The following is a 15,950-nucleotide window of genomic DNA, read 5'->3' as shown; positions in this document are numbered from 1 at the left end:
GGCTATCACAATGATAAAAAAGCTGTATTCAAATTATTGCAGTGCTGGACGCTAACAGTTTTTAATCAATATCTGATAATAAGGCCGCATTACCCATGCCTATGGTCAGGCTTTTTCTGGTCGCGACTCAGGACGTAATTTCATGATCTACCACGGAGTTAAGGTTGATGAAAATCATTGTGTATAACAAGAAAAATAGTGAACTTTGGACTTCAGCCTTCAGGAATGCTTTTCCTGATGCAGACGCACGTCATAAAATTAATTATGAAAAAATTAAGCACTTCTGCTTTTTTACAGCTACCCTTCGAACTCATATAAATTTCAGAGAAATCTGAAAGCAGCAGAATTTAAACAGATAAAAAACACAACCCGTAGACTGGTACGAAACTCCGTCGTATTTCTGAGAAATCTCCTTGACCAGTTGTTCAGTATTATATCGCTATGTGTTGATTCATGACCTTAGTTCAATGCTGGGTTTGTGAAGCGTTGCTAGCACATTGCAGCGAATCAAATGCTAATCCGTTTCAATCTGTCTAAAACATCAAGAGGGGACTTTCTTTAGCTGTTAGCTGAAGTTGACTAAACATAAATAGTAAATTCGGAGCCATTTAAAAAATGAATAATTTAGCCAGATGTATGGCATTAATTTTAATTTTGACTGCACTTCCATTCGCTGCAAGTGGAAATACTGAAACACTCATTACAGTCAATCAAAATCCGGTAGGTACTACTCTTTCGAGTCAGAGAATACCTCATTTATTAAAAGCTCAGACCCACCTTCTGCTACACCAGGATTCTTACACAATGGCACAGCAGATACTGGCCACACTGAGAACTTCTGCGTCTCTTGTGGGGGTCGCATTTTTACCCTACTACATAGCCGCCGTCGGCGAGGTTGTTCTCAGGCAGCCGTCAGCAGGCAGTCACTCTTATATAACCGATTTTTTCGCAGTATCTGCAATGACATTGGAGTCTCAGATCAGGGCATTTTTTATACTGATCAACCTGAAATTTTATTTTAACTATCTGACCAGTACGCTATCTGAATATGTGGATAGAGAAAACAAAATCCTTGCCTGTGACGCACAACTTCCCCGCAAAGGCATTATGCCTGTCTATCCTGAGCACCCCTGGCTGGCCAGTCATTATTATCAGCAGGTTGTATTCCCCGAAGATCAAAAGCCTTTCCTGGAAATCAATGTTCTGAATAATACCGGAAACAGTGCTGAAATTGATCCGCCTGAAGATATTCCGGAATGGGTCAACTTATATCAAACGCTTTCTGACAACCGTATGGATAAACTGACTATCCAAATTCAGGGGATCAATAATAACCTGTTAAAACTTATGATGAGTGGCGATCAGGTTTCTGAGGAAATAAACTTGCTTATTGACGCTGAAGCGGATGTTCAATGGGACTTAGAGACAATCACAACCCTCTGCTCACACTTTCAAGAGGATAAGGTTTACAGCCTCTTTCATGGACAAACCTTAAAGGCTGTTAACCGGGCCATTGAAAACACAATGTCAGGCAATACCGCTGAAAGGGAGGTTTTTTCCCCACCTTTAACCGATGTTTTAAAAAGTCAAAAAGGCGCTGCGGTAATCGGCCTGAGTAGTAGCCAGAATAACCCGGTATCACGACTGGTTTACTCTGATCATGATCTTTTTACCCATCATCCGGGCTTTTTATTGCTCACTGACTCAAGTCAACATTCAGAGAATCTGTTTTCACTGGCTCTCAGTACGACATCAGATAGACTGGCTACGGGGATTTCGTCGCAAAAAATCTGGAGGCAAGATCATATCAATGACCTGATGTCATTACTCCAAATGGGAACCGGGCACTTGTTCTATCACTCCACGAATACCTATCTGGCAAGGTCGTCTAACTTTGGCGCAACCCCATCACCTCAACAGAGCAACTCCTTTAAAAACAGCCTGTCAAATGTTCGGGAGTCGACGACACAATTATCGAAACGCTCGGCAGTGCCTGTTTTTTTTAGATCATTGACACATAATTTCAAAGAGATGGCAGAAGCAGGCAAATCGCCTCTGCGCAACAGACAGCACAGGCAGGATGTTTCAGAAGCTGGAGTAGATAGTGGCATAATCGCTGGTAGCCATGTCGCCACTCCACTGGTTTCAGGGGAAAGGACAGTTAATAAACATATAAAATATGGTGATAAATTTATAATGGTAAACCATTTATTTGATGAAGATCTTTTAAAAATGGTCAACGAAGAAGTAGACAAAGATCGCCGATTGTTTGATGCCGATTTTCTGAAAAGCGAGATTGATAAATCCACCGCTTATGAATTTGAAATACCAAAGAATGATGTTTTTGATCGTATCTTAGTCAGCTTTCAGCGCGCTAACATACGGCATTCAACGCTTTTGCATTCCAGGAACCAAAACTTAATTAGTCATTTTGATGAAAATGGCAAGATAAAAGAAAAAGAAGCGTTCAAGAAAAATATTATTCATACTCGTTCAGAAGCTGTTAAAGAGCTATGCTGTCAGGCATTGGAAAAAATGGCTGATTCATTAGATTGGTCAGGTAAAAAAGTTGAAAATATAAAGTTTTGGATAATTCGCTATCCCTCAATCAATGCTGACAGCTTTGAAGGGTTCTTCTTCACTCCCCGGAACGTTGTGGATATGCCTTGGCATCGCGACAAAGGGCTGGCAAGTCTGGTCGTACAGTTGAATGACAACGATTGTGAGATTGAATATTCAGGCGGTGGGCTTAATATTGGCCAGTCTTCAAGCCCTGAGTTTGCTGTTGACTCGCCAGATGAAGGTACGAAAGAAACACATCGTTATAAAAGAAATTGCGGTTTTATCTTTACTAACAGGAAGGGGTTGGTTCACCAATGTGAAGATATAGACTTTAAAAGCAGTAATGGTCAGAAAAAAGTGGCAGAAAAACGCATAATGGCTGTATTAGCTGATGACTGGTAACCACAAAAGCTGTATGGCGAAATCACCCGCACCTTTAATCAGTAATGGCGAGTCTCAGCGAACCTATCTTGTTGTGGCAGGAGCCTGGCTGTGAGGTCAGGCTCATTCGATCATCAATCCTTCTTCCGAAGTTCAGTGATTTCCACTTGGTTAAGGTCACTGAAGGTCAATATATATCGGCCATCGGCGCTGATGTTGGCTGATCTGGACGCTATCTCATGTTGAACAGTGGCTTTTTTTACCCATGATCCATCGGGCCCAAGACTATAAATGTTCGCCATATTGTCATCACTGGCGGTTGTTATAACATGGCATCCATCGCCACTAAAGGCGGCTCGTTGAACCGGACCTTTGTGGTGAATGGTGGCTTTTTTTACCCAGGATTCAGTGGCCTCCAGACCATAGATTTTTGCTGTGTGATCGTCACTGGTGGTCACCAGGTGGCGTCCATCGGCGCTGAAGTCGGCTGACTTGACTGACTCATTGTGTAAAATGGTGGTCTCTCTTACCCATAATCCAGGGGCCCTCTGGCCATAGACCTCTGCCGTACCATCTCTGCTGGCGGTCACCATATGACTGCCATCGGCGCTGAAGTTGGCTGAGTAGGCCTCCTCATAGTGAGAAATCCTGACTATTTCTTTCCATGACCCATTGGCCTGTAGGACACAGATTTTTGCCGTACCATCTTTACTGGTGGTTGCCATATGGCGACCATCGGCGCTGAAAGTGGCTGAGGTGACAAAATAATTATGGGAAATGGTAGACTTTATTTCCCAGAATCCGTCGTCTCCCTGACCGTAGATTGTCGCATTGTTATTTGTATCGACAATCAACACATAACGGCCATCGTAGCTTAAACTGGTTGACCTGGCTGGACAATTATGCTTGATAGATTCTTTTTCTTCCCATGATCCATCGTCTTTCTGACTACAGATTTTCATTATGGCATCATAACCGTTAGTCACCACATGGCGACCATTAGCACTAAAGGCCGCCCACTTGACTGAAATTTTATGGAGAATGTTGGCTTTTATTTCCCATGATCCATCGTCCTCCAGACCATAGATTTTCACTGTGCAATCCTTACTGGCGGTCACCACATGACGGCCATCGGAACTGAAGGCGGCTGATCTGACCGCTTTGTTATGGTTAATAGTGGCTTTTAGTTTCCATGATCCATCGTTCTCCCGGCCATGGATTTCCACCACTTCAGCGACAGTGGCAATCAGTGCATGGCGACAATCAGCGCTGAAGGTGGCCGACATGACAGTGTGACATTTGCTCATTTCGGCTGTTTTCACCAGGTAAAATTCTTCACATTGAGACATCAGTCTACTGTTGTTGAAAAGAAGCAGAGCAGGAAAATAAGCCTTATATTGATGTTTTATGAGTGACTCGACAGTGTCCTCATTGGCAAACGGCTTCAACCAATCACGGAGCTGTTGTTCATCTTTCGTCGATACGATGGTCTTTAGTTGATCCTGGCGTGGTGAAGGAAACCGGCGGTACCAGGCTCTTTCCAGAACTTTCTCTCTTTCAACAAAATCGCGAAGACATTTGCATACTCTTGCTAAACGGGTAATCTCTCGAAAACTCAAATAGCGAATAATCATAGATCTTGTTTCGTTGGGCAAATAGAAGAATGAAGATTGATTTTGGTTATATACACTAACGCCCCTGCCGGCACTGACACCTGTTGGTGTTTCCTCCAGTGAAAGCTGTTCAGGTGTTGGTGAGAGTGATCCGTTAATGCCGGAATGGCTTTCAATGGGCTCCATGCCTGATTTCTCCGTAGCTCTATAGTTGGTATTCATCCTTGCCTGGAAAGGACATTCGAAATTGATTCGATCTATTAGAGTCGGTTTGGTTATGGAAGTTCAAAATATTGAACAGCTTATTCCTTCCTCCTTAGTTCAGTCATTTTCGTCGTGATATATTCATCGACGGTCAACACATGTCGGCTATCGGCGCTGATGATGGCGAATCTGAGCTTCTCCTTGTGTCGAATAGTGGCTTTTTTTACCCATGATCCATTGGCCCCTGGTCCATAAATTTTTGCCTTTTTGTCACCTATGGCGGTCGTTACGACATGGCAACCATCAGCACTAAAGGCGGCTGGTCGAACCCAGCCTTTGTGGGCAATGGTGGCTTTTTTTTTCCATGATCCGGAGATCTCCCGGCCATAGATTTTTGCCCTGTGATCTTTACTGGTGGTCACCAGGTGGCGGCCATCGGGACTAAAGTTAGCTGAGATGACTGATTGTTTGTGTTTAATGGTGGCCTCTTTTACCCACGACCCGGGGGTCTCTTGACCATAGATTTTTGCCGTACCATCTTCACTGGCGGTCACCAGATAGCTGCCATCTGTGCTGAAGGTGGCTGAGTAGACCACATCATCATGAGAAATTTTGACTATCTCTTTCCATGATCCATCGGCCTGCAGGGCACAGATTTTGGCCGAACAATCTTCACTGGCGGTTACCAGATGACGTTCATCGCCGCTGAAGGTGGCTGAGTAGACAATACCCTCATGAGTAATGGTGCCTTTTACTTTCCATGATCCATCTTCCTCCTGACCATAGACTGTGGCATTTCTATCAAAACCGTCGACCAGCAAATGACGGCAATCGGCGCTCAAGCTGGCTGAGGTAACCGGACCATTATGTTTGATAGTGGCTATTTCTTCCCATGATCCATCGGTCTTCAGACCATAAATTTTCATCGTCTCATCCATACTGGCAGTCACCAGATGGCGGCCATCAGCACTGAAGTTGGCCGATCTGGCCGAAAATTTATGGGAAATGATGGTCTTTACTTCCCATAAGCCATCGTCTCCCAGACCACAGATTCTCGATGTGCGATCATAACTGGCGGTCACCAGATGCCTGCTATCTGGACTGAAGGAGGCTGATCTGACCCAATTCTCATGGGAAATGGTGGCTTTTGTTTTCCATGATCCATCAGTCTTCCGGCCATAGATTCTCACCTTACCCATACTGGCGGTTACCAAGTGGCAACCATCGGGACTGAAGGCGGTTGTGGTGATCTGGTAATTAAGGTTATTTTTTTTTCTGGTCACCCTGTGAAATTTTTCACATTGAGACATCAGCTTACTGTTGATGAAAAGTAACTGAGCAGGAAAATAACTGCTCTTTCGTTGTTTTATGAGTGACTTGACCGTGCCTTTATTCGCTAATGGCTGCAACCAATTACTGAGTTGTTTCTTATCTTTTGCTGTAACGATAGTCTTTAGTTGATATTGGTGTGCTGAAGGAAACCGGCGAATCCATGCTCTTTCCAGAGCCTTATTATTTTCAACATGATCACGAAGATATTTGCATACCCTTACTAAACGGGTAATCTCTCGAAGACCCAAATAGCGAATGATCATAGATTTTGTTTCGTCGGGCAAACGGAAGAATGAAGATTGATTTTGGTTATATACAGCAACGTCCCTGTAGGCACTGACACCTGTCGGTGCTCCCTCCAGTCGAGGTCTCTTGGGTGTTGGCGAGAGTGAACCGTCATTGCTGGAAGTGTTGTTCAAAGGGTTCATGCCGGGCTTCTCCAGAGCTCCAATGTCAGTATTTATCCTTGCTTAAAAAGGTCATTCAAAATGGATTCGATCAGTTAGAGTCGGTTTTATAATGAAAGTTCAAAATACTGAGGTCAGTGTAACCAAGAAAAAAACAGCCCTGATCCGGGAAAATGGCAGGAAGAAATTTTTTTTATTAAGAGCCCGGTGCAAAAATTGCCACCGGGCTTTCGATATAACGCTATTTTTTAATTGGTTCTCACCAAAATTAAGCTTAATTACTGTTCATTTAGAAACAGTCCGTGCAAGAAACTATTATTCACTTTGCGCGGTCATTTCAGCAAAAAAAGCTTCTAATTTTTGAGGTTTATCTAAAAAGATAGAATACATTTGACTGGCAAAATCATCAGGAAATACATCACTAACCCCGGCATCTAAACTTTCGAATGTTCTGATTGCCACCTCTTCAGGAGCAGGTTTATCCATCTCAATGCCTTCAGCCAGGCGAGTGTCCGTTGGGCCGGGATAGACCCCTAAAACCCGTATCCCAAACCCGCTTAAATCTGCTCGCAACCCCTGAGTGTAAGAATGCAATGCTGCTTTTGTTGCTGAATAAGGCCCTAAAGATGGGAAATTACTTATGGCAGCAATGGACGAAATATTAATTATGGCCGCTTGATTAGACGCTTTTAATTTCGGCAGTAAAGCATGGGTCAGCGCCATTGGACCCAATAAATTTACTTCCATTTCTTTGCGTGCCACCTCAAGGGCTCCGGGCTCGGTGGTGTGGATTCCTGTGGCAATCCCCGCATTGTTAATAAGAATATCCAGCTCTGGTACGGATTCCCTCACGTTGGTCACATGCGCGTTATTCGTTACATCCAACTGGATGGGCTTAATCACCCGAGGGTCAAGGGCAATGACTGACGGCAAATTATCCAGATCACGAGCAGCGGCGTAAATGGTTTTAGCGCCCTGTGCCAATAAAATCTTTGCAAAACCTTCTCCAATCCCTCGATTGGCACCTGTTACCAACACGACTTTATCTTTAACTGAAAACGACATAAGACTCTCCTTAACGGTAAAGAATGGGCGACTTTGCAGCGGCAGAATGACCCCTTCAGGCTGATTCGATAATCAATTGCTCCCACGTAGTTCAGTGATTCTAGCCGTGTAATCTTCACTGGCGGTCACTATATATCGGCCATCGGTGCTGAAGGTGGCTGAGGTAATCGGCCTCTTGTGAGAAATGATGGCTTTTATTACCCATGATCCATTGTGTCCCAGACCATAAATTTTCGCCTTTTTGTCGCAACTCGCGGTCACCACGAGGCACCCATCGGGGCTGAAGGTGGCTGACAGGACCCAATCGTCGTGGGTGATGGTAAGTTTTTCTACCCATGACCCATCGGCCCGGAGGCCATAGATTTTCGACGTATTGTCAGCACTGGTGGTCACCACATGGCGGCCATCGGCGCTGAAGTTGGCTGAAGTGGCTGCCCTGATGTGGTTAATGGTGGCTTCTTTTTCCCATGATCCAGAGGCCTTCAGACCATAGATTTTTGCCGTGTTATCTTTACTGGCAGTGACTACACGGAGGCCATCGAGGCTGAAGGAGGCTGAGTAGACTGCACCCTCATGACTAATGGTGGCTTTTTCTTCCCATGAACTATCGTCCTGGAGGCCGTAGATTTTTGCCGTGTGATCTTCACCCGCAGTCACTACATATCGGCCATCGGCGCTGAAACTGGCTGAGAAGACTTTATCCTCATGGGCGATGGTGGTTTTTTCTTCCCATGACCCATTAGCTTTCCGGACATAGATTTTTGCCATGTGATCGATACTTGCGGTCAGGACATGACGGCCATCGCAGCTGAAGCTGGCTGATCTGACCGGACCATCATGTTGAATGGTGGCTTTTATTGACCATGATCCATCGTCGTCCCGACCACAGATTTTTGCCGTGTGATCGTGACTGGCAGTCACCACGTGGCTGCCATCAGCATTGAAGCTCGATGTGTTGATCCAACTATTATGGGAAATGGTGGTTTCTACTTCCCATGAGCCATCATCTCTTTCACTACAGATTTTCGCTGTGTGATCACGGCTGGCGGTCACCAATTGACGGCCATCGGCACTAAAGGTGGCTGATATGACCCAACAATTATGGGAAATGGTCGTTTTTTCTTTCCATGATCCATCGGCCTCCCGGGCACAGATTTTCACATTACTATCCAAACTGGCGGTCACTAGATAGCGGTTATCGGTGCTTAGAGTAGCTGTCTCCACATCGTGACGATGGATAATGGTTGCTTTTTTCACCAGGTGGAATTTTTTACACTGAGACATCAGTTTACTCTTGTTAAAAAGGACCAGAGCATGAAAATAAGCGCTATCTCGATGTTTTACGAGTGACTCGACAGTGTCTTCATTCGCAGACGGCTTCAGCCAGTCACGGAGTTGTTGCTCATCTTTTGCCGTAACGAGGGTCTTTAGTTGATATTGGTATGGTGAAGGAAATCGGCGAATCCATGCTCTTTCCAGAGCTTTATCGTTTTCAACAAGATCGCGAAGATATTTGCATACCGTTACTAAACGGGTAATCTCTCGAAGACCCAAATAGCGAATAACCATAGATTTTGTTTCGTTGGGCAAACAGAAGAATAAAGATTGATTTTGGTCATATACAGTAACGTCCCTTCCTGCACTGACACCCATTGGTGCTTCCTCCGGTTCGGACTGCCTGGGTGTTGGCGGGTTTGAAACGTCGGTGCTTAAATGGCTGTTCATTGGGTCCATGCCCGATTCCTCAACGGCTTCAAAGTCAATATTTATCCTCCCATAGAAAAGGAGGCTCAAAATGGATCAGGTCTGTTAGAGTCGGTTTTGAAATGGAAGTTCAAAATATTGAAGTCAGTGGAATTAAGAAAAAGAAGAGTCCTGGTCCGGGAAAATTCATTCCTGCAAAAAGCATTTCTGTCTGATAGCCGTCTGCAGTCAATGGGTTTTACACTCATTAGCTCATCAAAGTTTCTGCAGTTCAGTGATTCTTACCTTGTGATCATTACTGATGGTCAACACATGTCGGCCATCGGGGCTGAAGGTAGCTGAGGAGATGCCCTCCTCGTGAGAAATGATGGCTTTTTTTAGCCATGTTCCCTCGGGACCCAGACCATAAATTTTTGCCGTTTTGTCATTATCGGCCCACGTCACCAGATGGGTACCATCAGGACTGAAGGTGGCTTCTGAGAAATGACCTTTGTGGCAAATGACGGTTTCTTTCTTCCATGATCCATCTTCCCCCAGGCCATAGATTATTACCTTGTTATCAGTGCCGTTGATCGCCAGATGCTGGCCATCGGGGCTAAGGGTGGCTGAGTGGATGCCTTTCTTGTGAGAAATGGTGGCATTTTTCACCCATGATCCAGCCGCCTTATGGCTATGGGCTTTTGCCGAGTTATCTTCACTGGCGCTTACCAGATGGCGGCTATCGGCGATGAAGCTGGCTGAGTAGATCGCATTATCATGAAAAATTCTGACTTTTCTTTGGGTGATGGTCACCAAATAGCAGCTATCGTGGCTTAATATGGTTGAGAAGACAGTATCGTCATGAGCAATTGTGGCTGTTTCTCTCCATGACCCATCGTCCTGCAGGTCACAGATTTTTGCCGTGCGATCATCAGCGGTGGTGACCAGACGGCGGTTATCGGCGCTGAAGGTGGCTGAGAAGATCTTACCCTCATGGGTAATGGTGGCTTTTACATCCCAGGATCCATCGTCCTCCAGACCATAGATTGTCACTGTGTTATATGAACTGGCGATCAACAAATGACGACTGTCTGAGCTGAAGCTGAACGAAATGATCGTATCATCATGCTTATAAGCGGCTTTTTCTTTCCATAATCCATCGGTCTCCTGACCATGGATTTTCACCAAATTATACTGACTGATGGTCAACAGATAGCGGCCATCGGGGCTGAAGGTGGCTGAAATGATACCACCCTCTTGGGTGGTGGTAGCTTTTACTTCCCATGATCCATCTTTCTCCTGAGCATGGATTTTCGCAGTCTCAGAGTTATCTCCATCGGAAGTCAGAAGATAACAGGTATCAGAGCTGAAGCTGGCCGCAAAGACTGGACCATCAAGGTTAATAGTGTCTTTTGCTTCCCATGATCCATCGGTCTTCCGGTCACAGATTGTCAACGAACCATCGTTACTGGTCATGATAAAGCTGGCATCAGCGCTGAAGCTGGCTGTGTAGACCTCGTCAAAATGGGAGATTTCGTTTTTTTTCACTAACTTGAATTGTTCACAGTCAGACATCAGACTGCTGTTGTTAAAAAGAAGCAGAGCAGGAAAATAAGTACTCAGTCGTTGTTTTACCATTGACTCGACAGTGCCCTGAGGTGCAAAAGGACTCAACCAGTCACGGAGTTGTTGCTCATCTTTTGACTTAACGATGGTCTTTAGTTGATTTTGGTGTGGTGAAGAAAATCGGCGATACCAGGCTTTTTCCAGAAGTTTATGGTTTTCAACAAGATCGCAAAAATATCTGCATACCTCTTTTAGGCGGGTAATCTCTCGAAAGCCCAGGTAGCCGATAATCATAGTTTTTTTTTCGTCGGGCAAACAGAAGAATAAAGATTGATTTTGGTCATATACAGTAACGTCCCTGCCTGCACTGACACCCGTTGGTGCTTCCTCCGGTAAAGGTTGCCCGGGTGTTGGCGGGTTTGAAACGCCGATGCTGGAATGGCTGTTCATGGGATCCATACCCGATTCCTCCCTGGTTCCAGAGTCATTATTTATCCTTGCATAGAAAAAGACATTCAAAATACATTCGATATTTAGAGTTGGTTTTGTAGTGGGAGTTCATAACATTGAGGTCAGTGAAACTAAGAAAACCTGAGCTCAACGCAAACGAACAGGGTCTTGATCACGGGAAATGATAGAAAGAAATTTTTCCATTGAGAGCCCAGTGAAAAAATTGCCAGAGGGCTTTTCATATAACGCTGTTTGCTGATCGGTTCTGAGAAAAAATACATTCATTCGATTATCAATCGTTCTTCCATAGTTCAGTGATTCTCACCTTGTGATCTTTGCTGGCGGTCACCAGGTGTCGGCCATCGGCGCAGAAGGTGGCTGAGATGACTGCACTGTTGTGTACAACGGTGGTTTTTTTTACCCATGTTCCGTCCTTCCCCAGACCATAAATTTGCGCCGTGTTATCCTCACTGGCGGTCACCACAAGGCATCCATCGGCACTGAAAGTGGCTGATCGGATCCAACCTTCGTGGACAATGGTGGTTTTTTTTACCCACAATCCACCGGCCCCAAGGCCATAGATTTTCGCCGTTTTATCACCACTGGCGGTCACTAAATGGCGGCCATCGGCGCTGAACCTGGTTGCGGTGATACTCGCATTGTGTTTAATGGTGGTTTCTATTACCCATGATCCAGGGGTCTCCTGACCATAGACTTTCGCCTTGTTATCTTCACTTCTGATAATCAGATAGCGGCCATCGGCACTGAACTCGACTGAGTAGATAAAACCATCATGAGAAATGCTGGTTATTTCTTTCCATGATCCATCATCCTGCAGGTCACATATTTTCGTTGTATTATCAAAACTGACGGTTGCAAGATGGCGGCAATCGTCGCTGAAGGCGTGTGAGTGGACAAAATTATTATGGTTAATGGTGGCTTTGACTTCCCATGACCCAATGGCCTGCTGGCCGCAGATTTTCATAGTGTTATGTCCAACGCGTATCAACGCATGACGGCCATCGGAGCTGAGGCGGGCCCAATCGACACTACCCGGATCAGTAATGGTGGCTTTTGCTTGCAATGAGCCATCGTCCTCCTGACCATAGATTGTCGCAACGTCAGATGTATTGACAACCAACAGATGACGGCCATCGGCACTGAAGCTGGCCCACTTGATCGAAGTATCACAGTTAATAATGTATTTTGCTTCCCATGATCCATCGGTCTTCTGGCCATAGACTTTCAGCGTATTATCGAAACTGGCGGTCAACACATGGCGACCATCAGCACTGAAAGTGGCTGAAATGACGGAATTATTATGGGAAATGTTGGCTTTTGCTTCCCATGATCCATCCTCCTTCGTACCATAGATTTCCACCCTCAAACGACTGACGACCAACACATGCCGGTTATCGGCGCTGAAAAAGGCTTCATAGATCCAACCATTCCTGGGAATGGAGGCTTTTACTTTCCATGATCCATCGGTCTCCTGACTACAGATCTTCACTGTGTTATCCAAACTGACGGTCACTAAGTGGCGGCTATCGGCGCTTAAGGTGACTACAAAGATATCATTAGGATGGGTAATTTCGGTCTTTGTCTGTAAGTTAAATGTTTCACATTGAGACATCAGTTTACTGTTATTGAAAAGGAGCAGAGCAGGAAAAGAAGTACTCTTTTGTTGTTTTACGAGTGATTCGACAGTGTCCTTATTCGCAAACGGTTTCAACCAGTCACAGAGTTGCTGCTCATTTTTTGCGGTAGCGATGTTCTCCAGTTGATATTGGTGTGGTGAAGGAAACCGGCGATACCAGGCTCTTTCCAGAGCGTTATGGTTTTCAACAAGATCGCGAAGGTATCTGCATACCTTTGCTAAACGGGTAATCTCCCGAAAACCCAGATAGCGAATGATCATGGTTTTTGATTCGTCGGGCAAAGAGAAGAATGAAGACTGATTTTGGTTATACACACTAACGTCCCTGCCTGCGCTGACACCCGTTGGCGCTTGCTCGAGTCGAGACTGCTCAGTTGTTGGCGAGAGTAAACCGTCATTGCTGGAACGTTGGTTCAAAGGGATCAAGAGCAGCTCCTCCAGAGCTTTAGAGTTAATATTTATCCCCGCATAGAAAAAGGATATTTAAAATGAATAAGTCTGGTTCCCATGCTTTCAGGTCCTGTGGGACTCAGCGTGGGAACGAGTTGACTACCGTCATTCCCGGCTTCATTCTCGTCATTCCCGCGAAGGCGGGAATCCACACTGACTCTCCACCAGAACCCTACTGCCCGGTGTCCCCCTGGCCTTGTTATCCCCGAGAAGGCAGAGATCCACCGTTGGCGCTGGATTCCCGCCTTCGCGGGAATGACGACTTCAGAGCGTGAGAACGAGCTGTTGAAGTTTTGCGACACCCTCAGAGCGTGGGAACGAGTTGTTAAATTGATTCGATCTGTTTGACTCGGTTTTGTCATGGAAGTTCAATCTATTGATATAACACGCTGTTTGCTAATCGGTTCAGAGTAAAAATACGTTCATCCGATCATCAATCGTTCTTCCATAGTTCAGTGATTCTCACCTTGTGATCTTCACTGGTGGTCACCAGATGTCGGCCATCGACGCAGAAGGTGGCTGAGATGACGGCTTTATCGTGTACGACGGTGGCTTTTTTTACCCAAGACCCATCCTTCCCCAGACCATAAATTTGCGCGGTGTTATCGTCACAGGCGGTCACCACAAGGCAACCATCGGCACTGAAGGTGGCTGATCGGACCCTATCTTTGTGGGCTATGGTGGCTTTTTTTACCCAGGATCCACCGGCCTCAAGTCCATAGATTTTCGCTGTTTTATCAAAACTGGCGGTCACTAAATGGCGGCCATCGGCACTGAACCCTGCTGACGTGATATGATCATTGTGTTCAATGGTGGCTTTTTTTGCCCATGATCCGGGGTTCTCCTGACTATAGACTTGCGCCGTATTATCATCTCTTCCGGTCACCAGATGGCAACCATCGGCGCTGAACTTGACAGAGTAGAAAAAAATATCATGAGAAATCGTGGTTATTTCTTTCCATGATCCATCGTCCAGCAGGCCACATATTTTCGTTGTATTATCGGAACTGACGGTTGCAAGATGGCGGCAATCGTCGCTGAAGGTGTGTGAGTGGACAAAATTATTATGGTTAATGGTGGCTTTGACTTCCCATGACCCAATGGCCTCCTGACCGCAGATTTTCATAGTGTTGTGTCCAACGCATATCAAAGCATGACAACCATCGGAGCTGAGGCAGGCCCAATCGACAATACCCAGATCAGTAATGGTGGCTTTTGCTTGCAATGAGCCATCGTCCTCCAGACCATAGATTGTCGCAACGTCAGGTGTATTGACAACCAGCAGATGACAGCCATTGGCGCTGAAGCTGGCCAATCTGATCGGAGTATCACAGTTAATAATGTGTTTTGCTTCCCATGATCCATCGGTCTTCTGGCTATAGACTTTCAGCGTATCGGAAATGGCGGTCAACGCATGGTGACCATCAGCACTGAAGGTGGCTGAGAAGACCCAAAAATTATGGGCAATGGTGGCTTTTGCTTCCCATGATCCATCCTCCTTCATACCATAGATTTCCACCCTGGAACGACTGACGGTCAACACATGTCGGTTATCGGTGCTGAAAAAGGCTTCATAGACCCAACCATTCGTGGGAGTGGAGGCTTTTACTTTCCATGATCCATCGGTCTCCTGACTACAGATCTTCACTGTACCATCTACACTGGTGGTCACTAAGTGGCGGCTATTGGCGCTTAAGGTGACTACAAAGATATCATCAGGATGGGTAATTTCGATCTTTGTCTGTAAGTTAAATGTTTCACATTGAGACATCAGTTTACTGTTATTGAAAAGGAGCAGAGCAGGAAAAGAAGTACTCTTTTGTTGTTTTACGAGTGATTCGACAGTGTCCTTATTCGCAAACGGTTTCAACCAGTCGCAGAGTTGTTGCTCATTTTTTTCAGTGGCGATGGTCTCCAGTTGATATTGGTTTGGGGAAGGAAACCGGCGATACCAGGCTCTTTCCAGAGCCTTATGGTTTTCAACAAGATCGCGAAGGTATCTGCATACCTTTGCTAAACGGGTAATCTCCCGAAAACCCAGATAGCGAATGATCATGGTTTTTGATTCGTCGGGCAAAGAGAAGAATGAAGACTGATTTTGGTTATACACACTAACGTCCCTGCCTGCGCTGACACCCGTTGGCGCTTGCTCGAGTCGAGACTGCTCAGTTGTTGGCGAGAGTAAACCGTCATTGCTGGAACTTTGGTTCAAAGGGATCAAGAGCAGCTCCTCCAGAGCTTTAGAGTTAATATTTATCCCCGCATAGAAAAAGGATATTTAAAATGAATAAGTCTGGTTCCCATGTTTTCAGGCCCTGTGGGTCTCAGCGTGGGAACGAGTTGACTACCGTCATTCCCGGCTTCATTCTCGTCATTCCCGGCTTCATTCTCGTCATTCCCGGCTTCATTCTCGTCATTCCCGCGAAGGCGGGAATCCACACTGACTCTCCACCAGAACCCTACTGCCCGGTGTCCCCCTGGCCTTGTCATCCCCGAGAAGGCAGAGATCCACCGTTGGCGCTGGATTCCCGCCTTCGCGGGAATGACGACTTCAGAGCGTGAGAACGAGCTGTTGAAGTT

Annotated in this window: 10 protein-coding genes; 3 read left to right on the top strand and 7 right to left on the bottom strand. The window is 45.7% G+C overall.

Annotated features, from left to right (window positions below; translation table 11 throughout):
- Nucleotides 1–804: 804 nt before the first annotated feature.
- A complete protein-coding gene (locus tag ACO6VG_RS05540) occupies nucleotides 805–2,964 on the top strand; it encodes a hypothetical protein (protein WP_422473090.1) in 2,160 nt (719 codons plus the stop codon).
- A gap of 113 nt (nucleotides 2,965–3,077) precedes the next feature.
- Here ACO6VG_RS05540 and ACO6VG_RS05535 read toward each other — a convergent pair whose 3' ends face one another.
- The 6 genes from ACO6VG_RS05535 to ACO6VG_RS05510 form a co-directional block, all read right to left on the bottom strand.
- Nucleotides 3,078–4,742: an F-box/WD repeat-containing protein gene (locus ACO6VG_RS05535; protein WP_422473088.1), complete on the bottom strand. Its 1,665-nt coding sequence runs from the start codon at nucleotides 4,740–4,742 to the stop codon at nucleotides 3,078–3,080.
- 116 nt (nucleotides 4,743–4,858) lie between these two features.
- Nucleotides 4,859–6,520, bottom strand: coding sequence for an F-box/WD repeat-containing protein (locus ACO6VG_RS05530; RefSeq protein WP_422473086.1), 1,662 nt, complete (start codon nucleotides 6,518–6,520; stop codon nucleotides 4,859–4,861).
- A gap of 294 nt (nucleotides 6,521–6,814) precedes the next feature.
- The gene (locus ACO6VG_RS05525) at nucleotides 6,815–7,564 is read right to left on the bottom strand and encodes an SDR family NAD(P)-dependent oxidoreductase (RefSeq protein WP_422139355.1); all 750 of its coding nucleotides are present in this window, start codon (nucleotides 7,562–7,564) and stop codon (nucleotides 6,815–6,817) included.
- Between the two features lie 72 nt (nucleotides 7,565–7,636).
- Nucleotides 7,637–9,298, bottom strand: a complete 1,662-nt coding sequence (locus tag ACO6VG_RS05520; RefSeq protein WP_422473084.1) for an F-box/WD repeat-containing protein — start codon at nucleotides 9,296–9,298, stop codon at nucleotides 7,637–7,639.
- A 225-nt stretch (nucleotides 9,299–9,523) separates the two neighbouring features.
- Entirely contained in the window at nucleotides 9,524–11,272 is a 1,749-nt protein-coding gene (locus ACO6VG_RS05515) for an F-box/WD repeat-containing protein (RefSeq protein ID WP_422135988.1), read from the bottom strand.
- 283 nt (nucleotides 11,273–11,555) lie between these two features.
- Nucleotides 11,556–13,346 (bottom strand): F-box-like domain-containing protein, encoded by a 1,791-nt coding sequence (locus ACO6VG_RS05510; protein WP_422412580.1) that lies wholly within the window; start codon nucleotides 13,344–13,346, stop codon nucleotides 11,556–11,558.
- 62 nt (nucleotides 13,347–13,408) lie between these two features.
- Here ACO6VG_RS05510 and ACO6VG_RS05505 point away from each other — a divergent pair, with 62 nt between their 5' ends.
- Entirely contained in the window at nucleotides 13,409–13,645 is a 237-nt protein-coding gene (locus ACO6VG_RS05505) for a hypothetical protein (protein WP_422442025.1), read from the top strand.
- A 158-nt stretch (nucleotides 13,646–13,803) separates the two neighbouring features.
- On the opposite strand, the gene ACO6VG_RS05500 is transcribed toward ACO6VG_RS05505, so the two are convergent.
- On the bottom strand, nucleotides 13,804–15,591 hold the full coding sequence (locus ACO6VG_RS05500) for an F-box/WD repeat-containing protein (protein ID WP_422473082.1): 1,788 nt from the start codon (nucleotides 15,589–15,591) through the stop codon (nucleotides 13,804–13,806).
- A 62-nt stretch (nucleotides 15,592–15,653) separates the two neighbouring features.
- Here ACO6VG_RS05500 and ACO6VG_RS05495 point away from each other — a divergent pair, with 62 nt between their 5' ends.
- On the top strand, nucleotides 15,654–15,932 hold the full coding sequence (locus ACO6VG_RS05495; RefSeq protein ID WP_422473080.1) for a hypothetical protein: 279 nt from the start codon (nucleotides 15,654–15,656) through the stop codon (nucleotides 15,930–15,932).
- Nucleotides 15,933–15,950: the final 18 nt, after the last annotated feature.

The sequence above is a fragment of the Endozoicomonas sp. ALB032 genome, from assembly GCF_049310125.1.
Taxonomy (GTDB): Bacteria; Pseudomonadota; Gammaproteobacteria; order Pseudomonadales; family Endozoicomonadaceae; genus Endozoicomonas_A.
The sequence above is the reverse complement of the archived record's forward strand: the minus strand, read 5'-3'. Positions and strand labels throughout refer to the sequence as shown.